Here is a 21,003-nt window from a genome sequence, read left to right on the forward strand (position 1 = left end):
ACCTTTCCTAAAGGCCTGCCGCGCTACGCATTAACCATGACGTAACCGGAAAGGACCCGCATGGTCGCTCGCGCCTACACTGTGGCCTTTGAGGGGGTCGAGGCGCGCACGGTCGAGGTGCAATGCGCCATCACCCCGGGCGTCCCGGCCTTTTCGCTCGTCGGCCTGCCCGACAAGGCGGTGTCCGAGGCCCGCGACCGGGTGCGCACGGCGCTGTCGTCCATGGCCATCGCCCTGCCCTCCAAGCGCATCACCGTCAATCTCTCCCCCGCCGACCTGCCCAAGGAAGGCAGCCATTTCGACCTGCCCATTGCCCTCGCCCTGCTTGCAGCACTCGAAATCATCCCAGCAGACGCCGCCGAGGGCACCACCGCGCTTGGCGAATTGTCACTCGACGGCACGCTCGTGCCCGTCATCGGCGCACTGCCCGCCGCCATGGCCGCCGCCGAAGACAACCGCATCCTGCTCTGCCCCCGCGCCTGTGGGGCCGAGGCGGCCTGGGTCGGGGCCGCACAGGTGATTGGCGCGGGCAGCCTCGCGGACGTGGTGCGCCATTATACCGGCCAGTCGCCCCTGCAACCGGCCGAGGCGGGCGAGGTGGTCGAGGCCGCACAGGGCCGCGACCTGCGCGACGTCAAGGGTCAGGAACGCGCCAAGCGCGGCCTCGAAATTGCGGCCGCCGGACGCCATCACCTGATGATGGTGGGCACACCCGGCTCGGGCAAATCTATGCTCGCGGCCCGCCTGCCCGGCATCCTGCCGCCGCTCACCGCCCCCGAGGCACTGGAAACCTCGATGATCCACTCGCTCGCCGGGCTCCTCTCCGAAGGCGGGATCAACCGCAGCCGCCCGTTCCGAGAGCCGCATCACACCGCCTCGATGGCCGCCATCGTCGGGGGGGGGGCGCCGGGCGTCACCGGGCGAGATCAGCCTTGCGCATAACGGCGTGCTCTTCATGGACGAATTCCCAGAGTTCCCGCGCACCGTGCTTGAAACCCTGCGTCAGCCGATCGAGTCCGGCGAGGTGATGATCGCCCGCGCCAACGCGCATGTGAAATACCCCTGCCGCTTCATGCTGGTCGCCGCCGCCAACCCTTGCAAATGCGGGTATCTCAGCGACCCCAACCGCGCCTGCTCGCGCGCCCCCAACTGCGGCGAGGATTACATGGGACGCATCTCGGGCCCCCTGATGGACCGCTTCGATCTGCGGGTCGAGGTGCCGCCCGTGGCCTTCACCGATCTCGACCTGCCGGCCTCGGGCGACACATCCACGCAGGTGGCCGCGCGGGTCGCGACGGCGCGGGCGGTGCAACAGGTCCGCTTCGAGGGCCGGCCCGACATGCGCCTCAATGCCGATGCCGAAGGCGAGGCCTTGGAAGAGATCGCCACGCCCGACGCAGAGGGGCGCGCCCTGCTCACCCGTGTGGCCGACCGCTTTGGCCTCACGGCGCGCGGCTATCACCGGGTGCTGCGCGTGGCCCGCACCATCGCCGATCTCGACGGCGACGAGGCGGTACGCCACCCCCATGTCGCCGAGGCCGTCAGCTTTCGCATCGGCGCCCTCAAAGAGAGCTGATCCACCCCGCCAGATCGCGCAAGGTCGCCTTGGCCTCGGGCAGCACATTGTGAAACAGCGGCCAGACATGCGGGTGATCGCGTTCCACATGCAGCACGCTGCTCACCCCCTGCGCCTCCAGCACCCCCTGCATCCGCAACGCATCATCGCGCAGGATTTCGGTGTCACCCACCGCCATCCAGACCGGCGGCGCACCGGCATAGTCGCCCCGCAGCGGCGAGGCGCGCGGATCCTCCGGGGCCTGCCCCGCCAGAAACATCGCGCGCATCTCCTCAATCCGCCCCGGCGACAGCACCACGTCGCGCGCGGCATTCTCGGTGATCGACGCGCCCGAGAATGTCATGTCGGCCAGCGGCGACAGGGCAAACACCCCTTTCGGCGGCGCAATCTCCTGCGCCAGTATCTCGTGCAACAGCGCCAACGCCAATGCGCCGCCCGCGCTGTCGCCGCCGATGATCACCTCGTGCTCGGCCCGCAGCGCCCGGTAACAGGCCAGCGCATCCTCGATCTGCGCCGGAAAGGCATGGTCGGGTGCAAGGCGATAATCCGGCAGACAGGCCCGCAGCCCGGTCAGCGCCGAGAGCTTTGCCAGCATCGCCCGATGCGTGTCGGACGAGCCAAACACATAGGCCCCGCCATGCAGGTAGAGAATCACCGGGCCACCCCCGGCATCGCGCGCCTGCGCCCACTGAACCGGCACATCCGCCAGACGCTCGCGCCGATTGGCACTCCCCCGAGGCGCATGAAAATAAATCTTCGACTTGATTTCGAACGACCGCCGCAGCCGCTCCACCGGCAACCGTGCCAGCGCCGGCTTCTCGAACCAGCGCAGATGCCGGTTCAGAAGCGCCAGTTGCCAGCTCATGCCCGCCGCGCCTCGATCGCGTCCCAGATCAGCCCGGCGCCATTGGTTGCGTCAAAGCGTTCCAATTCCTGCAAGCCGGTGGGCGAGGTCACGTTGATCTCGGTCAGGTAATCGCCGATCACGTCGATGCCGACGAAGACCTGTCCCTTCTCGCGCAAGAGCGGCCCGATCCGGTCGCAGATCTCGCGGTCGCGGGCGGTCATCTCGACCTTCTCGGCGCGCCCGCCGACATGCATGTTGGACCGCGTCTCGCCCTGCGCAGGCACCCGGTTGATCGCCCCGATCGGCTCGCCATCAACGAGGATCACCCGCTTGTCGCCCTTGCTCACCGCAGGCAGATATTTCTGCACGATCAGCGGCTCACGGCTGAACCCGGAGAACATCTCGTGCAGGCTTGCGAGGTTCCGATCGGCCTCCGGCAGATGGAACACCCCCGCCCCGCCATTGCCGTAGAGCGGCTTGAGGATGACGTCGCCATGGCGCGCCCGGAACGCCTTGATCGTCTCGATATCCCGCGCGATGGTCGTGGGCGGCATCAGGTCCGGGAAATCGAGGATCAGCAGCTTCTCGGGAAAATTGCGCACCCAGAACGGATCATTGACCACCAGCGTGCCGGGGCTCAGCCGCTGCAACAGATGCGTGGTGGTGATGTAGAACATGTCAAAAGGCGGATCCTGCCGCCGCCAGACCACGTCGAACTCACCCAGATCGACAGTCTGTTCCGCGCCGAGGCTGAAATGATCCCCCGCAACCCGCTGCACCGTCAGCGGCCAGCCCCGTGCGGTGATCCGTCCCTCGTCATAGGCCAGCCGCTCGGGCAGGTAATAGAACAGTTCGTACCCCCGCGCCTGCGCCTCTTCGGCGAGGCGGAACGTGCTGTCGGCATTGATGTCGATCGGCCCGATCGGGTCCATCTGAAAGGCGATTTTCATGGGCGGCCCCCTGTTACGATCCGCCACTTACATGCGTCATGCCGCGCAGAGGTGCAATTCAGAAATGCCCAAAGGCGTTTTCCATCAGTCGCAGATCGCCCATGCCGTTGACCAGAACCACGTCAAACCGCACCGGGGCCAGCTGCCCTTCGGGCGTGTGGCCCAGATATTCCGACGCCGCCGTGAAAATCCGCTGCATCTGCCCTTGCCCAATGCGTTCCAGCGCCCGGTCGAAACTTCCCGCCTTCTTCACCTCGCAAAACACATAAGTCTCGGGCTCACGCAGGATCAGGTCGATCTCACCGCCCGTTCCGCGCCAGCGCCGCTCCAGCACCGTCGCGCCGCGCGCCTCATAAGCCCGCAGCGCCGCATCCTCCGCCGCACAGCCCGACAGATAGGCCCGCAAACCGCGATCCCGGCGCGGCGCGACCTCTGCGACCGGGGCCTCGAAATCGAAACTCATCTGGCTCATTCCCCTCCTCCTCCATCCTCCGCCGCCAGCACCAGCGCCCGCTGATAGACCTTGCGCCGTGGCAGGCGCAGCCGCGCCGCCACCTGATCGGAGGCATCGCGCACCGATCCCGCCTGCAACGCCTCGCGCAACACCGTGTCTAAATCGAGTTCACTAATATTTCCTGAATCCCCGCGCCCCACCACGACAACGATCTCGCCCTTGGGCGCCGCCCCGGCACAGCCCTCGGCCAGGTCCGCCAAGGTCCCGCGCCGCACCTCCTCGAATTTCTTGGTGATCTCGCGGCAGAGCGCCGCCGGGCGTGCCGCGCCCAGAACCTCGGCCGCATCGCGCAGCATGGCCGCCACGCGCTTGGGGGATTCGTAGAATACCAGCGTCGCGGGCACTTCGGCCACCTCGCCCAGCGCGGTCTTGCGCTTGCCCGATGTGTTGGGCAGGAACCCCGCAAACAGGAACCGGTCGGTGGGCAGACCCGACAAGGTGAGCGCCGTGATCACCGCCGACGGGCCCGGCGCGGAGATCAGATCGAACCCCTCGGCCACCGCCGCGCGCCCCAGATCGAACCCCGGATCGGCGACCATCGGCGTGCCCGCCTCGGACGCGTAAAGCACCGATTTTCCTTCACCCAGCGCCGCCATGATTCGCGGTCGCATGCGCGCGCCATTGTGATCGTGATACGGCCAGAGCGGCCGATCCCCGAGGCTCAGCCCGTGAATATCCATCAATCGCCGCAGGCTGCGCGTATCCTCGGCCACCAGCACATCCGCCGCCGCCAGCAGGTCGAGCGCGCGCAGCGTGATATCACGCGCCGCCCCGATCGGCGTGGCAATAAGATACAGCCCCGCGGCCAGTTTCTGCTTGTCGGGATTCATCACTGGACCCGCTCCATATGACGGTTATGATCAACCACAATCGCGTCTGGCCTCAGGCAAAACGCAACAGGGAGTGAGACCGTAACATGTTCGCCGTTTTAAACGTCATCCGCAAGCCGTTCACCCACCTCTTCGCGGGGCTCGCCATCCTCTGGCTTGCCGCCTGTGATCCGGTGTCATTGACCAACCCCGGCACCGGCGGCGGCACGCCCACGCGCGGGGCCGTGCCGGTGGCGCTGTTGGTGCCGCACGGGTCTTCCGATTCGCAGGAAAGCCAACTCGCCCGCGATCTGGAAAGCGCTGCACGGCTCGCCATATCGGACCTGTCCGACGTCGAGATCGACCTGCGCGTCTACGGCACCGCCGGGCAGGCACAGCAGGCGCAGCAGGCCGCCCTCAACGCCGCCTCTGACGGCGCGCGCGTCATCATCGGGCCGCTGCACGCCGAATCCGCCAACGCGGTCGCCGTCGCCATGGAGCCGCGCAACATCAACGTGCTGGCCTTCTCCAACAACCCGACCATCGCGGGCGGCAATCTCTTCATTCTGGGCCAGACCTTCCAGAACACCGCCAATCGCCTCGCGCGCTATGCCACGGGACAGGGCAAATCGCGGATCATGGCGGTCTATTCGGACAATCTCGCAGGACAGTTGGGGCGTGCGGCCATCGAACAGGCGGTGCGCGACAATGGCGGAACGCTGGCGGGCAGCGTCGGCTATGAATTCTCGCAGCAAGGCGTGCTGAACGCGGTGCCCAATATCCGGCAATCCGCCGAGACCAATGCCGCCGACGCGATCTTCCTCACCGCCAACACCGCCGGTGCCCTGCCGCTCTTCTCGCAGATGCTGCCGGAAAACGGGCTCGGCCCCGACCGGGTGCAGTATATCGGGCTCAGCCGCTGGGACACCCCACCGCAAACGCTGGAATTGCCGGGCGTTCAGGGCGGCTGGTTCGCCCTGCCCGACCCGAACCGCTCGTCGCAGTTCACCAACCGCTTCCAGGCCGCCAACGGGCGCGCACCGCATCCCATCGCGGGGCTGGCCTATGACGGCATCGCCGCCATCGGTGCCCTTGCGCAGGCAGGCCAGGATCTCGGGCGCGGCAGCCTGACGCAATCCGCCGGGTTCCAGGGCGTCAACGGCGTCTTTCGCCTGCGCGCCGACGGCACCAACGAGCGTGGCCTTGCCGTGGCGACGATCACCGACAACTCGGTCACGATCCTGTCGCCCGCACCCCAGAGCTTTGGCGGGGCCGGATTTTGACGCAAAGGTCCAGATCCTGACATGATCACCACGCTGGCCCGCCCGGACGATCTGATCTGTCCGGCGCAGGAGATTTTCGACGAACCCGCCACAAGCGCGGCGATGGCCCGCGCGGTGGGCGAGGCCGCGGGCGACATGACGGCGCTGCGCCGGGCAGCGGTCGGCATCCTGTCGGAGCGCATGAAAGCCGGGCGCACGGCCATCGCCGAGGCCTTCGCCGCCCGGCCCTTTGACGCGCGCCCCGCCACCCGCGCCTATTGCTGGCTCACCGATTGCATCATCCTCAGCGCGCTCGATCTGGCCACCCGGGTCATGCACCCGCTGCCCAACCCCACCGAATCCGAGCGCATCGCGGTCTTTGCCGTCGGTGGCTACGGGCGCGGAGAGATGGCCCCGCAATCGGATGTCGACCTGCTGTTCCTGACCCCCTACAAGATCACCCCCTGGGCCGAGAGCGTGATCGAATCGATGCTCTACATCCTGTGGGATTTGCGCCTCAAGGTGGGCCATGCCAGCCGCACCATCCGCGACTGCCTACGCCTGGGGTCCGACGATTTCACCATCCGCACGGCGCTGCTGGAGAACCGTTTTCTGGCGGGCGATGACAGCCTCGCGGCGAAACTCAACCAGCGCCTGCGCGACGACCTCTTCAAGGGCAGTGAGCGCCAGTTCACCGAGGCCAAGCTCGAAGAACGCGACGCCCGCCATGAAAAACAGGGCGAGCGGTACATGGTCGAGCCCAACGTCAAGGAGGGCATGGGCGGGCTGCGCGACCTGCTATCGCTGTTCTGGATCGCCAAGTACCTGCACCACGTCAAGGATGTGAGCGAGCTTGTGGCGCTTGGCATGTTCACCCGAGACGAGTTCAGCACCTTCCTGCGCGCCGAGAATTTCCTCTGGGCGGTGCGCTGTCACCTGCACCTGATCTCGGGGCGGCCCAATGATCAGCTGACCTTCGACATGCAGCTCGAGGTCGCCGCGCGCATGGGCTACTCCGACAGTTCCGGGCGGCGCGGGGTCGAGATCTTCATGCAGGATTATTTCCGCCACGCGACATCAGTGGGCGACCTGACCCGCATCTTCCTGACCAAGCTGGAAGCCTCGCAGCTCAAATCCGAACCGCTCCTGCAACGCCTGCTCAAACGCCGCAAGACGCTCAAACCGGGCTATGAGGAAATCCACGGCCGCCTCGCCATCAAGGACGAGGCCGAGTTCCTTTCCGACCCGCTCAACCTCTTGCGTCTTTTCGAGGAAGGTCTGCGCACCGGGCTGCTCATCCACCCCGACGCGATGCTGCTGGTCACCGCCAACCTGAACCTCATCGACGGACAGATGCGCAACGACCCGCGTGCGGCGAAACTCTTTCTCGACCTGCTGCTGAAACACGGCAACCCCGAACGCGCCCTGCGGCGAATGAACGAGCTTGGCATCCTCTCGGCCTTCATCCCCGAATTCGAACCCGTCGTCGCGATGATGCAGTTCAACATGTATCACCACTACACGGTGGACGAACACATCATCCAATGCATCTCGCACCTCGCCCAGATCGAACGCCGCGAGCTGATCGAGGAGTTGCCGGTCTCGTCCTCGATCCTCAAGGAGGGCGTCAACCGCCGGGTGCTCTACGTGGCGCTGCTGATGCACGATATCGGCAAGGGCCGGGACGAGGATCACTCGATCCTCGGCGCGCGCATCACCCGCAAGGTCGGGCCGCGCCTCGGGCTCAAACCCAAGGAGGTGGACACCGCCGAATGGCTGGTGCGCTATCACCTGCTGATGTCCGACATGGCCCAGAAACGCGACATCGCCGATCCGCGCACCGTGCGCGACTTCGCCAAGGCGGTTCAGACCCGCGAGCGGCTCGACCTGCTGCTCCTGCTCACCGTCTGCGACATTCGCGGCGTCGGCCCCGGCACCTGGAACAACTGGAAGGCCTCGCTGCTGCGCGCCCTCTACCGCCAGACCCGCCGCGTGCTCGAAGACGGGATGGAGGCGATCACCCGCGAACAGCGCGGCGCCGATGCCAAGCGCAACCTGCGCGAAGCGCTCACCGATTGGGACGCCCGCGATCTCAAGCATGAGACGACGCGCCATTACCCGCCCTACTGGCAGGGTCTGCACGTCACCGCCCACGTGGTCTTTGCCCGGCTGCTACGCGGGCTGCACGAGGACGATATCGCCATTGATCTGGCCATAGACGAGGATCGCGACGCCACCCGCGCCTGTTTCGCGCTGGCCGATCATCCGGGCATCTTCTCGCGCCTCGCCGGCGCGCTCGCCCTTGTGGGCGCCAACGTCGTGGACGCCCGCACCTATACCTCCAAGGACGGTTTCGCCACCGCCGCCTTCTGGATACAGGACGGCGACGGCCACCCGTTCGAGGCCGACCGCCTGCCCCGCCTGCGCCAGATGATCCTCAAGACCCTGCGCGGCGAGGTCGTCCCCCGCGAGGCGATCAAATCCCGCGACAAGCTCAAGAAACGCGAACGCGCCTTCCGCGTGCCGACGCATATCACCTTCGATAACGACGGCTCCGAGGTCTACACCATCATCGAGGTCGATACCCGCGACCGCCCCGGCCTGCTCTATGACCTCACGCGCACGCTGGCCGGCTCGAACGTCTATATCGCCTCGGCGGTCATCGCCACCTATGGCGAGCAGGTGGTCGATACCTTCTACGTCAAGGACATGTTCGGCCTGAAATTCCACTCGGCGACCAAGCGCGCCTCACTCGAAAAGAAACTCCGCTCCGCCATCGCCGAAGGCGTCGAACGCGCCACCACCTGAGGGAGTGCGCCTCGACGGGCCACACGGCGCGCGAAACGTTGGTGTGTTTGGCCTCTAGCTGCCGTTAGACTTTGGCCCCCGCGCGGAATCAAGGCGTGCTTGCACGCCGCCGCGCGAGCGCCCGACCGCCCCCGAGGGCGGGCGCTTTTGCAACGTCACAATTCCGCGCAATCGTTGCAGTATTTGGCTGCCATAAAGTGCATTCCACAAAGGTTGAAGCGCCCACCCGCGGTCGGTCGCCCGCGCGGCTCATCTCATTGAAGGCAAAGGTCCGCTCCAGACCAATACCTGCCCAACGCCCCACGAACACAAAAGGGCGAAGAGCATCGCCCCCCGCCCTTCGCAAATCCCTAGGACAATCCTGAAATCAGGCCGTCAGCCCCTCCGGCTCCGCCAGCCCGTTGGCCCGGCAACAGGCGGTCACCGTGTTGGCCAGCAGGCAGGCGATGGTCATCGGCCCCACGCCCCCCGGCACCGGCGTCACGGCGCCCGCAACGGCCTGCACCGACGGGAAATCCACGTCGCCAACCAGCTTGGTCTTGCCATCGCGTTCGATCCGGTTGATGCCGACGTCGATCACCGTCGCGCCGGGCTTGATCCAGTCACCCGGCACCATCTCGGGGCGTCCCACGGCGGCCACCACGATATCGGCGCGGCGGACCACCTCCGGCAGATCCTTGGTGCGGCTATGCGCGATTGTCACGGTGCAGCTATCACCCAGCAAAAGCTGCGCCATCGGCTTGCCCACGATGTTCGACCGGCCCAGCACCACGGCATCCATGCCGCTCAGATTGCCCAGCTTGTCGCGCAGCATCATCAGGCAGCCGAGCGGCGTGCAGGGCACCATGCTCTTTTGCCCGGTCCCGAGCAGGCCGACATTGGAGATATGAAAGCCGTCCACATCCTTGGCCGGGTCGATGCTGTTGATCACCAGATCGGAATCGAGGTGATCCGGCAGCGGCAACTGCACCAGGATGCCATGTACGGCAGGGTCAGTGTTCAACTGCTCGATCAGCGCCAGCAGATCCGCCTCCGAGGTATCCACGTCCAGCTTGTGCTCGACCGAGTGCATCCCCACCTCGACCGTCTGCTTGCCCTTCGAGCGCACATAGACCTGGCTCGCCGGGTCCTCGCCCACCAGCACCACCGCAAGGCCCGGCGTGATCCCGTGCTCATCCTTGAGCCGCGCCACGTGACCCGCAACCTTTTCGCGGATCGTGGCTGCAAAGGCCTTGCCGTCGATGATGTCTGCCGTCATGTCTTTTCCCTTCTTTTCAACGGATTGGCCCGTCCGGCGCAAGACCGGGCGGGCCGCCGCGTTCTGGCTCAGAACAGCCCTTCGATCTGACCACCGTCATTGAGCCGGATCGACTCGGCCGCCGGTTTCGAGGGCAGGCCGGGCATGGTCATGATCTCACCGCAGACCACCACGATAAAGCCCGCACCGGCCGAAATCCGCACCTCGCGCACCGGTACCGAATGGCCCGTGGGCGCGCCGCGCCGGTTCGGATCGGTGGTAAAGCTGTACTGCGTCTTGGCCATGCAGACCGGCAGGTTGCCATATCCCTGATCTTCCCAGTCCTTCAACTGGTTACGGATCTTCTGATCGGCCAGCACCTCGTCGGCGCGGTAGATCCGCTTGGCGACCGTTTCGATCTTCTCGAACAGCGACATCTCGTCAGCATAGAGCGGGGCGAAATTGGCATTCCCGGCTTCGGCCACCTCGACCACCTTTTTCGCCAGCGGCTCGGACCCTTCAGAGCCCAGCTCCCAGTGCCGCGACAGAACCGCCTCGGCCCCGTGGCTCGCCACATACTCCTGAACGGCGGCCACCTCAGCATCGGTATCGGTGACGAAGTGGTTGATCGCCACGACCACCGGCACGCCAAACGATTTGACGTTCTCGATATGGCGACCAAGGTTCGGACAGCCCGCCTTGACGGCCTCCACGTTCTCGGCCCCCAGATCAGCCTTGGCCACACCGCCATTCATCTTCATCGCGCGCACCGTGGCCACGATCACCACGCAATCGGGCGCAAGACCGGCCTTGCGGCACTTGATGTTCATGAACTTCTCGGCCCCCAGGTCAGCCCCGAAACCGGCCTCCGTCACCACGTAGTCGCTCAGCTTGAGCGCGGTGGTGGTGGCAATGACCGAGTTGCAGCCATGCGCAATATTGGCGAACGGGCCACCGTGGACAAAGGCCGGATTATTCTCCAGCGTCTGCACGAGGTTGGGCTGCATCGCGTCCTTGAGCAAAACGGTCATCGCACCTTCGGCCTTGATGTCGCGGCAGAACACCGGGCTCTTGTCGCGGCGATAGGCGACGATCATCGCGCCCAGACGCTCTTCGAGATCCTTGAGGTTCTTGGACAGGCACAGGATTGCCATGACTTCCGAGGCGACGGTGATGTCGAACCCGTCTTCGCGTGCAAAGCCGTTCGAGACCCCGCCCAGCGACGAGGTGATCTGCCGCAGCGACCGGTCGTTCATGTCGACCACGCGGCGCCACACGACGCGGCGGGTGTCGATGTTCTGCTCGTTGCCCCAGTAGATGTGGTTGTCGATCATCGCCGACAGCAGGCTGTGCGCGCTGGTGATGGCGTGAAAATCGCCGGTGAAATGCAGGTTCATGTCCTCCATCGGGACAACCTGCGCATAGCCGCCGCCCGCAGCCCCGCCCTTCATGCCGAAATTCGGCCCGAGGCTCGCCTCGCGGATGCAGACCGTGGCCTTCTTGCCGATCCGGTTCAGACCGTCGCCCAGACCGACCGTGGTGGTGGTCTTGCCCTCGCCTGCGGGCGTCGGGTTGATTGCGGTCACCAGGATCAGCTTGCCGCTCTTGTTGCCCTGAACCGAGTTGATGAACTCCTGGCTCACCTTGGCCTTGTCATGGCCGTAGGGCAGCAGGTGATCGCTGGAAATGCCCAGCTTTTCGCCGATTTCCTGGATGGGGCGCTTTTGCGCCTCGCGGGCGATCTCGATGTCGGATTTGTAGCTCATGGTCGGTCCTTTTGCTTTGCGCAGGGCAAGGTGTGGCACTGACCCGCCTATATCCAGTTTGCCGCATCCCGCAGCATGCGAATCCGACACATCCCGCCTCGCTTGCGGCGGCATGCCGCAGCCCGGTTTCTGATCGGAAACAGGCCATGCGGGATCACAGCATCTCGCCCCGCACCCGCGCCAACTCGCTCCAGGCAGGCTGATCGGGAATATGCAGCCTCAGCATCTCGCCCAGCCGCAACACCCCCTCACGCTCGACCCAGGCGGTCACCCCGCGCCGCCCCTGTGCCGCCGCCTTGAACCGCCCGCCGACCCCCGGCAGATGCGCGTCGATCACCTTGGCGGGCAGGTGACAGGGGCGGTTTTCCATATCCACCACCAGCGTCACGCCATCCGGCCCCTGCAACCGCGACGACGGCGGCAGATGGGTGAAATCGGGAATACCCTCGACCACCAGCGAGGCCCCTACCCAAGCCGGATCAATCCGGTCGACGCCCATCTTGGCGGCAATCGCGGCAAGCTCTTCGACCGACAGCACGGAAAACTGCCGCACATTGCGGATCTCCGTGCCCTTGGGATACTGCGCCACCACCCGGCTGCACGAGGGGCGCGTCAGCCCCGCATGCTCTTCCCCCGCGATCCCGGCATAGCTGACGGAAACCTCGCTCAACGGCTCCGCCGCAAGGCTGCTCGCCCGATCCGCAACCCGCCCGATCCAGGCGATCCGCCCGGTATACTCCGTCGGTTTCAATGCCGGCATGCCCGCCCCCGCTTCGTCTTGCCAGAAATACTCATACAACGGCGGCCACAGGCTCAGACCGTGAGGGTAAAGAACATCCGCCGGAACGGGAACAGCACCGTGCCATCGGCGCGCACCGGATAGGCGGTGTGCATCACCTCCTCGTAGCGGCGGATGATGTCGGCCTTCTCCTCGGGCTCCAGCATCGCCAGCACCGGGCGCGCATAGGTGCTCTCGGTATAGCGGCGCACCGGGTGGCTGCCCGGCTCGGCGGTCAGGCGCTGGTAATAATCGGTTTCCCACAGGCGGAACTGCCCCAGGGGTGCCAGCAATTCCTCGTATTTCACCGGGGCCATGACACCGGGCGTGCCCATCTTCTCGACCCGTCCGGGAACAAGCTCTTCGGCCAGCGTCAACCAGACGCGATGCGACGGAGCCTTGTTCTGATGCGGCATCTGCACGGCCAGCGTGCCGCCCTTGCTCAGCATCGCGGCAAGCCGCGGCATCAGGCTCTCGTGGTTGCCCACCCAATGCAACGCGGCGTTGGAATAGATCAGACCGGGGGCCTGACGCGGGTGCCAGTCGGCGATATCGGCCTGTTGCAGCGCATCATAGGCGCCGCTCGCGCGGGCCTTTTCCAGCATGGCGGGGCTGGCATCCACCCCCGTCAGCCCGCGCCCGGCGCCGCGCGCGCGCAGCGCCTCTGCCATCACCCCGTTGCCGCAGCCCAGATCGACCACATCCCCGGCCCCCATCTGCCCGACCGCATTCAGCAGGTCGAGAGCGGGGCGCAAACGCTGATCCCGGAACCTTGCATAGGCCCCGGGATTCCAGTCTGCTTTTGCAAGCGTCGCGCTCACGTCGAGGGCTCGGGCTCCAGCCCGCCATCACCCGACCCGGGCGAGGATTTGGGCTTGGTCTTGGGAATGGCGGTGACCGACGGTTTTGCGGCCTCTGCCGCGCCCCCGTCATCATCGCCCGCCTCGGGCGGCTCGCCGCGAATGACGCGGTTGATTTCCTCGCCGGTCAGGGTCTCGTATTCCAGCAGCCCCTCGGCAAGCCGCTCCCATTCGTCGCGGCGTTCTTCGAGGATCGACTTGGCCTCCTGATAGGCCGTGTCGATCATGCGCTTGACCTCGTCCTCGATCAGCTCCTTGGTATGGGCGGAAATCGAGAACCCACCGGCACCATTGCCCATGTAGCCTTCATGCGCCTGCTCGTAATCGACATTGCCGACCTTGTCGGACATGCCCCAGCGCATCACCATCGCGCGGGCCAGTCCGCTGGCCTGCTGAATGTCGCCCGCCGGCCCGTTCGAGACGTTCTCCTCGCCGTATCTGAGGATTTCGGCCGCCTTGCCGGCCATGGTCATGGTCAGCTTCTGCTCGCATTCGGCCTTGTGCCAGTTCAGCCGGTCGATCTCCGGCAGGCTGACCACCATGCCCAGCGCACCACCGCGCGGGATGATCGTGGCCTTGTAGACCGGATCGCATTTCGGCAGGGCCAGCCCCACCACCGCGTGCCCGGCCTCGTGATAGGCGGTCTTTTCCTTCTGATCGTCGGTCAGCACCATCGAGCGGCGCTCGGCCCCCATCATCACCTTGTCTTTCGCATTCTCGAAATCGACCATGGTGACAAAGCGGCGGCCCACCCGCGCGGCCATCAGCGCGGCCTCGTTCACGAGGTTGGCCAGATCGGCCCCCGAGAAACCGGGCGTGCCGCGCGCGATCAGGCGCATTTCCACATCCGGGCCCAGCGGCGTCTTGCGGGCATGCACGCCGAGGATCTTCTCACGGCCCTTGATGTCGGGGTTGGGCACGGTGACCTGCCGGTCAAAGCGGCCCGGGCGCAGCAATGCGGGGTCAAGCACGTCCTTGCGGTTCGTCGCGGCGATGATGATCACACCTTCATTGCTCTCGAACCCGTCCATCTCGACCAGCAACTGGTTGAGCGTCTGCTCGCGCTCGTCATTGCCGCCGCCATAGCCCGCGCCACGGTGACGACCGACCGCGTCGATCTCGTCGATGAAAACGATACAGGGCGCGTTCTTCTTGGCCTGCTCGAACATGTCACGCACACGGCTTGCGCCGACACCGACGAACATCTCGACAAAGTCCGAGCCCGAGATGGTGAAGAACGGCACACCGGCCTCGCCCGCGATGGCGCGCGCCAGCAGCGTCTTACCGGTGCCCGGAGGGCCCACCAGCAGCGCACCCTTGGGAATCTTGCCACCAAGGCGCGAGAATTTCTGCGGGTTACGCAGGAATTCCACGATCTCTTCCAGCTCTTCCTTGGCCTCGTCGATGCCTGCCACATCGTCAAACGTCACGCGGCCATGCTTTTCGGTCAGCATCTTGGCCTTGGATTTGCCAAAGCCCATGGCCCCGCCTTTGCCACCACCCTGCATGCGGTTCATGAAATAGATCCACACGCCGATCAGCAGCAGGAAGGGCAGCAGCGACACGAGGAAGGTCTGAAAGCCGGACTGCTCCTGGCTCTCGGCCTTGACCGGCACGCCCTGATCGATCAGCTGTTGCGTGATCTCGGCATCCTGCGGCTTGATCGTGGTGTAATCCTGCCCATCGGCCCCGCGATAGCGCACCGTCTCGCCATCCAGCGTGACCTGGCTCACCGCGCCGTCATCAACGGCTGCCACAAACTCGGAATACGGCACCGCACGGCTTTGCAGCGTGTTGCCCGAGCCGCTGAACAGGTTGAACAGCGCGAGGATCAACAGGAACAGGACCAGCCAGAAGGCGATGTTTCTTGCGTTGCCCAAGAGTTTTCTCCCAAAATTCGGTTCCCCGCTCATAGCACGGGGTGCACCGTTCTTAAATAGACATCACAATCCCATGTTCAATGAGATAATAACGCGTCGAAGTAGGACGCACCGTCGCGGATGAGCCTTGTGCCATAGCCGTTCGGCCATCCCGCAAGCGGGGCCGCCAGCAATTCGTCGCCGCGCCAGAGCGCCGGGCTCGCCATCGCCGCGCCATGCGGCAGGCCGCCCGCGCGCCAATCGGGACAGGCGCGCAGTCCTTCGGGGCCAAGTGCGGCGACCTCGGCCTCCGCCACCTCCGGCCCGTCGATGCACCAGCGCCCGTCCCAGACCTGCCCCTGCGGCACGCGCTGCCCAGCCACTGCGTTATATTCCCGTCCGATACGCAGCATCTCGCCCTGCGCCTGCATGTAACAGCCCTGCAGGGTCATCGCCTCCCCGCCCCGCGCCGCCGCCAGAAACTGCGTCATGGCCGGGCCGCGCGGCGGATACTCCGCCCCGTTGATCCAGCGCAGCGCGGTCTGAAGGATGCGCCGCGCCGCCTCGTCCGGCATGTCCCGCAAGGCGGTCCGTGCGATCACCACATCGCCCGCCTCGATCCGCACATCGTCCTGCGCCAGCCGATGCGCCTGATGATAAAGCGCCGTGCGCACGCCGGCCATTTTCCGCGCCGTGGCGGCCAGCGCCCCTGCGTCGATGCCAAGCGGGGCCAGCGCAGCCAGCGCGGCACGGGTGCGCGCACGCTCATAGGCCGCATCGCTGTTGGTGGGGTCATCCACCCAAGCCACGCCGCGCGCGCGCAGCAAGTCCCTGAGATCCTCGCGCCCCTGCCCGAGCAGAGGGCGGTGAAAGGTCACACCGGCCTGCGACCAGCGATCCCGCATCGCCGCCAGCCCATCCACCCCGGCCCCGCGCGCCAGCCGCATCAGAAAGGTCTCGGCCAGATCATCCTCGGTATGGCCCACGGCGATATCCGCAATGCCATGCCCCCCCGCCCACTCGGTCAGCAGCGCATAGCGCGCGCGCCGGGCACGGTCGGCCAGGTTGCCCGCGCCGTCATGGCCCCGCCATGTCAGCGTGTCATGGGCGATGCCCAGACCGGCACAGATGCGCGCGACCTCTGTCGCCTCCGCCGCCGCCTCGGCCCGCAGCCCGTGATCGACGGTTGCCGCCCGCACATCCGGGCCGCCGTCGCAGTGCCAGTCATGCAGCAGGTATAACAAGGCAAGGGAATCGCTGCCGCCCGACACGGCCACGCCGATCACCCCCGGCACGCCGGGGTGAAAATGGCGCGTGAGACTGTGACGGATGTCCGACCCGTCCGCCGTCACGAACAGCCGAGCCGGGTCATTTCCGCCTGCGCATCCTCGACTGCCGCCGCATCAGGATAGCGCGTCGCGACCTGCCCAAGTGTCACACAGGCCTCGTCGGTCTGGCCAAGCTGCCCCAGCGAGCGACCCAGACGAAACAGCGCCTCCGGGGCCTGATCACCGTCGGGGGCTGCACTGAACGTCTCGAGATAGGCCCGCGCGGCATCGCTCTTGCGGCCCGCCGCCTCCAGCGCCTCACCGCGCAGCAATCCGGCCTGCCCACTCAGCGGCCCACCGGGATAGGCCTGCTGAAAGGCCGCGAACTGCTCCGCCGCCGCCGCATGATCACCCGCCTCGAGCGCGGCTTGCGCGCGCTCGAAATCGTCGCGCTCGCCCACGGCAAGCTGCGGCCCGTCACCGCTGCCCTCATCCGGCACCGGGGCAATCGCTCGGCCACCACCGCCCGTGTCAGGCTCCACCCCGCCAAGGGTATCGCCCGTCTCAAGACCCGAGATATCGCAGTCGGGCTCCAACTCGCACAGCCGGAATTCCAGATCGCCGACGCGGTTGGTGCCATCCGTCACCACCCGGTCGATGCGAAACTCAAGCTCCTCGGTCTTGGAGGTCAGGCGCTGCACCTCGCTCTCGATCGCATTCACCCGGTCGAGGATCGAGCCACCACCCGATGGCTGGCTCGCCCCGCCCGTGGTGCTCAACTCGCGCCGCAGTTTCTTCAACTCGACGAACAGCACCGACAGCTCCTGCCGGATATCGGCAAGGGTTTCGGTGCTCTGCGCCCCCGCCCCCATCGGGGCAAGGGCCAGCGTGGCGGCGAGTGTTACGGCAAGATAGCGCATGTGGCCCCCAAATCGTCGGATCAGCTACCCAGACCGGCGGCAAGCACCGTCACCGCGCGGCGGTTCTGCGTGTAACAGCTTTCCTCGCTGCAAATCTCGATCGGGCGCTCCTTGCCATAGCTCACCACCTTCAGGCGGTTCGACGCAACGCCCCGGCTTATCAGGTATTCCTGCACCGCATTGGCCCGGCGCGCGCCAAGCGCGAGGTTGTATTCCCGCGTACCCTGCTCATCGGCATGGCCTTCGATCACGGCGGTGTAATCGGGGTTCGACCCCAGCCAGTTCGCCTGCCCGTTCAGCGTCGCCTGCGCGGCATCGCTCAGGCTCGACTGATCGACGGCGAACAGAACCCGGTCGCCGATCGTCTCTTGGAAATAGGCTGGCGATGTCGGATCCTGCGCCGAGCCCGCAAGCCCCGCGCCGCCATTCAGATCGACGGTATTCTGGTTCTCGAACCGGTCGGGATTGGTACAGGCGGCAAGCGCCAGCCCCGCACACAAAATCAGTGTCTTGCTCAGATAGGTCATTTCTTGCCCCGTTTGTTTTCATGGCCTCGGGTCTTGTTTACCACAGCCCGCGCCCCAAGGAAACGCGGGCCGTGCATCGTCAGTTCTGAAGCGGCCCCCAGGACGGATCACTTGCCCCGCCACTGGTCTGCACCTGCTTGAGGTTGCGCCCCGAGATATCCACCGAATAGAGCCGCGCCTGCCCCTGCGCGCCCTGGGTCTCGCGGGTGAACATGATCACCCGGCCGTTCGGCGCCCATGTCGGCCCCTCATCAAGGAAGGACGCGGTCAGCAGCCGCTCTTCGCTGCCATCGGTGCGCATCACGCCGATATGGAACCGGCCCTTGGATTGCTTGGTAAAGGCGATCAGATCACCGCGCGGCGACCAGACCGGCGTGCCATAGCGCCCCTGCCCGAAACTGATCCGCCGCGCCTCGCCACCACCTGCGGGCATGATATAAATCTGCGGCGTGCCCGAGCGGTCACTCTCGAACACGATCTGCCGGCCATCCGGGCTATAGCTGGGGGCGGTCTCGATCGAGGGCGCATTGGTCAGCCGCGTACTCTCGCCACTGCCGATATCCATCTGGTAGAGATCGGTATTGCCGCCTTGCGTCAGCGAATAGACCACCGTGCGCCCGTCCGGCGCGAAACGCGGCGCGAAACTCATCGTGCCATCCATCGTCGGCAGCACGCGGCGGCCCACGCTGGCCACGTCCAGCACGTAGATCCGCGGAAAGCCGGTCTCGTAGCTGGTATAAAGCACCCGATCACCCGAGGGCGAAAAGCGCGGCGCAAGCACAAGGCTGGAACTGTCCGTCAGATACTGCACATTCGCGCCGTCATAATCCATGATCGCCAGCCGCTTGGCGCGCTGATCCTTGGGGCCACTCTCGGCCACATAGACCACCCGGCTGTCGAAATACCCGCCCTCGCCGGTGATCCGGGAATAGACCTGATCGGCCACCTTGTGCGCGATCCGCCGCCAGCCATCCTGCGTGCCGACGAATTGCAGCCCGTTGCCCAGCTCTTGCCCGGCAAAGACATCGTAGATGCGGAATTTCACCACCAGACGCCCCGACCCCTCGACGCTCACCGCGCCGGTGATCAGCGCCTGCGCCTTGACCGCGCGCCAGTCGGCATATTGCACCGGGCTCTCAAAGCTGGTGATCCGGCTGATATGCGCCTCCGCCGGGATTTCCCGGAACAGCCCCGTGCCGCTCAGGTCCGACGCGATGACCCGCGCCAGATTGCGCCCCATCTCGGTGGCCGCCGCATTCTCTCCGACGAAATCCGGCACCGCGTAGGGCATCGGCTCGATCACACCCTCGGTGATCTCGATCCGAAGCGGGCCGCTATCCTGCGCAATCGCGGGCAGCGCCCAAATCATCAGCGCCGCAAGGAGGCTCATCATATACCGCATCATTTGATCCTCATGTTCTCCGGATTGAATGTCATTTCGATATCACGCCAGTGATCGTATTTCTCGACCGGCAGGTCGAACCCGTCATTACCACAGCGGATAATCGCCCGCCGGGCCGCCTCAAATGCCTGTTTCGCCGCCGCATCGCCGCCGCCCGAGGCACTCAGCATGCGAATCGAGCCGATCTCGGGCTTGCCGCTCTCGGCCATCTGCACGCCCACGACAACGGTGGTGCGCAGTGCCTCTGAACTCAGGCTGCCGACGTTCCAGCAGCGCTGCACGGCGACGCGCAGCGCGTCCTTCTCGCCCCCCGTCAGGGGCGGGCCACTCGGGGCCTCGGTGCTTTGCTGCGCTTCGCCCAAGGCCGCCGCAAGCGCGTCGTTGACAGCACCTTGATCCGTGGCGGGTGTTTCGGGCTCCGGTGTCGCTTCGGGCTGCGGTGTTTCCTCCGGCGTAGCTTCTGCCACGGCCTCCGGGCGCGCGGGGCGCGAGCGCGGGCGCACCGAGGCCGAGGGCGCGGCCTGCGCCGGTTCCTCCGCCTCGGTCACGATTTCGGTCGCGGCCTCTTCCGGGGCCGTGGCCTCCGACGGTTCCTCAACGCTCTCGGCGCCCTCATCGGGGGTCACCTCAGGGCTTGCCACGTCATCCACGCGCACATCCGGCTCGGGGCGCTCCACCGCTTCGGGGGCGACGCGCGGCGCGGGGCGCGGCTGCGGGCGGGGCGAGACCTCGGGCACCATCACGGCCGTATCCTCCTGCGGCACCTCCATGACGGGCGGTGCATCCTCGACCTCGGCGGGCGCGGGCGGCGTGATCTGCGACACATCAGGCGCGGGATCGGGCGGCGAGGCCTCATTGGCATCCGGCTGTGCCGCCTCGGGCGGCGTATCGGCCTCGGAACTCAGGCTCGGTGCCGCCTCGCCCGGCGCGGGCGGCTCGGGGGTATCGACATCGGCCACCGCATCGGGCGCGCTCTGGCGGTCCATGATGGCTGCGAATTCCTCTTCGGAAACGGCCGTCGCCTGCACCACCTCGAAGGGTGGCGGCGCGGATTGGAACACACCCCCGATGAGGGCCCATCCGATCAATGCCAGATGACCCGCCCCCGATATGATCTGCCCGGTATTCACACCAGTCGCGCCCCTAGCCGCCCTGCCCGTCAAGCGCGGGCCCGCCAGCATCCGTCACCAGCCCGATATTGCCGAAACCGCCGCGATTGAGCGCACCCATCACCTGCATCACGTCCGAATAGGGCACCGCGCCATCCGCGCGCAGAAACACCCGCGTGCCGTCGCGCTCGGTGGCAATCGCGCGCAGCCGCGCCACCAGATCGCCGCGCGGCACCTCGGTGGTCTGGATCATCACCGTGCCATCCGCCGTAACCGTCACGGTCAGCGGCTCTTCTTCCTCGCTCGGCAGGGAATTGGCGGCGGTCTCGGGCAGTTGCACCGGCACGCCCACCACCATCAGGGGCGCCGCCACCATGAAGATGATCAACAGCACCAGCATCACGTCGACAAACGGCGTGACATTGATCTCGGCCATCGGCCGCGAGCGGCCCCGCCCGCGCCTGCGCCGTCCCTGATCGCCGGATTTCTGAACGACACCCGCGCTCATGGC

17 protein-coding genes and 1 pseudogene are annotated in these 21,003 nt (G+C 66.2%); 3 read left to right on the forward strand and 15 right to left on the reverse strand.

The window, feature by feature from the left end:
* The first annotated feature begins 60 nt into the window (after positions 1-60).
* Positions 61-1,576: pseudogene (locus RID11_RS18545) on the forward strand (YifB family Mg chelatase-like AAA ATPase).
* Here the strand turns inward: RID11_RS18545 and RID11_RS18550 are convergent.
* Genes RID11_RS18550 through rsmI form a run of 4 tightly spaced genes read right to left on the reverse strand, consistent with a single transcriptional unit; the run spans position 1,563 to position 4,717 of the window.
* Positions 1,563-2,441 carry an alpha/beta hydrolase fold domain-containing protein gene (locus tag RID11_RS18550; protein WP_350141744.1) on the reverse strand — a complete coding sequence of 293 codons (879 nt, stop codon included), beginning with the start codon at positions 2,439-2,441 and terminating at the stop codon, positions 1,563-1,565. The pseudogene RID11_RS18545 and the gene RID11_RS18550 overlap by 14 nt on opposite strands.
* The gene (gene gshB / locus RID11_RS18555; RefSeq protein WP_350141746.1) at positions 2,438-3,373 is read right to left on the reverse strand and encodes a glutathione synthase; all 936 of its coding nucleotides are present in this window, start codon (positions 3,371-3,373) and stop codon (positions 2,438-2,440) included. Before gshB ends, RID11_RS18550 begins: the two co-directional genes overlap by 4 nt.
* Before the next feature lie 58 nt (positions 3,374-3,431).
* Positions 3,432-3,845, reverse strand: a complete 414-nt coding sequence (locus RID11_RS18560; RefSeq protein ID WP_350141748.1) for a YraN family protein — start codon at positions 3,843-3,845, stop codon at positions 3,432-3,434.
* The gene (gene rsmI, locus RID11_RS18565) at positions 3,842-4,717 is read right to left on the reverse strand and encodes a 16S rRNA (cytidine(1402)-2'-O)-methyltransferase (protein WP_350141749.1); all 876 of its coding nucleotides are present in this window, start codon (positions 4,715-4,717) and stop codon (positions 3,842-3,844) included. Before rsmI ends, RID11_RS18560 begins: the two co-directional genes overlap by 4 nt.
* An 86-nt stretch (positions 4,718-4,803) precedes the next feature.
* Between rsmI and RID11_RS18570 the strand changes: the two genes are divergently transcribed.
* On the forward strand, positions 4,804-5,979 hold the full coding sequence (locus tag RID11_RS18570; protein WP_350141751.1) for a penicillin-binding protein activator: 1,176 nt from the start codon (positions 4,804-4,806) through the stop codon (positions 5,977-5,979).
* A gap of 21 nt (positions 5,980-6,000) precedes the next feature.
* The gene (locus RID11_RS18575) at positions 6,001-8,766 is read left to right on the forward strand and encodes a [protein-PII] uridylyltransferase (protein ID WP_350141753.1); all 2,766 of its coding nucleotides are present in this window, start codon (positions 6,001-6,003) and stop codon (positions 8,764-8,766) included.
* Positions 8,767-9,133: 367 nt separating this feature from the next.
* Here the strand turns inward: RID11_RS18575 and folD are convergent, their stop codons facing one another.
* From folD to tolR, 11 genes are all read right to left on the reverse strand, one after another.
* Positions 9,134-10,024: a bifunctional methylenetetrahydrofolate dehydrogenase/methenyltetrahydrofolate cyclohydrolase FolD gene (gene folD, locus RID11_RS18580; RefSeq protein ID WP_350141755.1), complete on the reverse strand. Its 891-nt coding sequence runs from the start codon at positions 10,022-10,024 to the stop codon at positions 9,134-9,136.
* A 68-nt stretch (positions 10,025-10,092) separates the two neighbouring features.
* Positions 10,093-11,769 (reverse strand): formate--tetrahydrofolate ligase, encoded by a 1,677-nt coding sequence (locus RID11_RS18585; RefSeq protein WP_350141757.1) that lies wholly within the window; start codon positions 11,767-11,769, stop codon positions 10,093-10,095.
* A 154-nt stretch (positions 11,770-11,923) separates the two neighbouring features.
* Positions 11,924-12,529, reverse strand: a complete 606-nt coding sequence (locus tag RID11_RS18590; protein WP_350141759.1) for an MOSC domain-containing protein — start codon at positions 12,527-12,529, stop codon at positions 11,924-11,926.
* 53 nt (positions 12,530-12,582) lie between these two features.
* Positions 12,583-13,302 (reverse strand): methyltransferase domain-containing protein, encoded by a 720-nt coding sequence (locus RID11_RS18595; RefSeq protein WP_502949366.1) that lies wholly within the window; start codon positions 13,300-13,302, stop codon positions 12,583-12,585.
* Between the two features lie 62 nt (positions 13,303-13,364).
* On the reverse strand, positions 13,365-15,287 hold the full coding sequence (gene ftsH / locus RID11_RS18600; protein WP_350141863.1) for an ATP-dependent zinc metalloprotease FtsH: 1,923 nt from the start codon (positions 15,285-15,287) through the stop codon (positions 13,365-13,367).
* Between the two features lie 77 nt (positions 15,288-15,364).
* Entirely contained in the window at positions 15,365-16,618 is a 1,254-nt protein-coding gene (gene tilS, locus RID11_RS18605) for a tRNA lysidine(34) synthetase TilS (RefSeq protein ID WP_350141762.1), read from the reverse strand.
* Positions 16,615-17,454 carry a tol-pal system protein YbgF gene (gene ybgF, locus RID11_RS18610; RefSeq protein ID WP_350141764.1) on the reverse strand — a complete coding sequence of 280 codons (840 nt, stop codon included), beginning with the start codon at positions 17,452-17,454 and terminating at the stop codon, positions 16,615-16,617. Before ybgF ends, tilS begins: the two co-directional genes overlap by 4 nt.
* Before the next feature lie 20 nt (positions 17,455-17,474).
* Positions 17,475-17,981, reverse strand: a complete 507-nt coding sequence (gene pal, locus RID11_RS18615; protein WP_350141766.1) for a peptidoglycan-associated lipoprotein Pal — start codon at positions 17,979-17,981, stop codon at positions 17,475-17,477.
* Positions 17,982-18,060: 79 nt separating this feature from the next.
* Positions 18,061-19,386, reverse strand: coding sequence for a Tol-Pal system beta propeller repeat protein TolB (gene tolB, locus RID11_RS18620; RefSeq protein ID WP_350141768.1), 1,326 nt, complete (start codon positions 19,384-19,386; stop codon positions 18,061-18,063).
* The gene (gene tolA, locus RID11_RS18625; protein ID WP_350141770.1) at positions 19,383-20,513 is read right to left on the reverse strand and encodes a cell envelope integrity protein TolA; all 1,131 of its coding nucleotides are present in this window, start codon (positions 20,511-20,513) and stop codon (positions 19,383-19,385) included. The genes tolB and tolA overlap by 4 nt, the downstream gene beginning before the upstream one ends.
* A 13-nt stretch (positions 20,514-20,526) precedes the next feature.
* The gene (gene tolR, locus RID11_RS18630; protein ID WP_350141772.1) at positions 20,527-21,000 is read right to left on the reverse strand and encodes a protein TolR; all 474 of its coding nucleotides are present in this window, start codon (positions 20,998-21,000) and stop codon (positions 20,527-20,529) included.
* Between the last annotated feature and the right edge of the window lie 3 nt (positions 21,001-21,003).

Source organism: Roseovarius sp. (assembly GCF_040219995.1).
GTDB lineage: Bacteria > Pseudomonadota > Alphaproteobacteria > Rhodobacterales > Rhodobacteraceae > Roseovarius.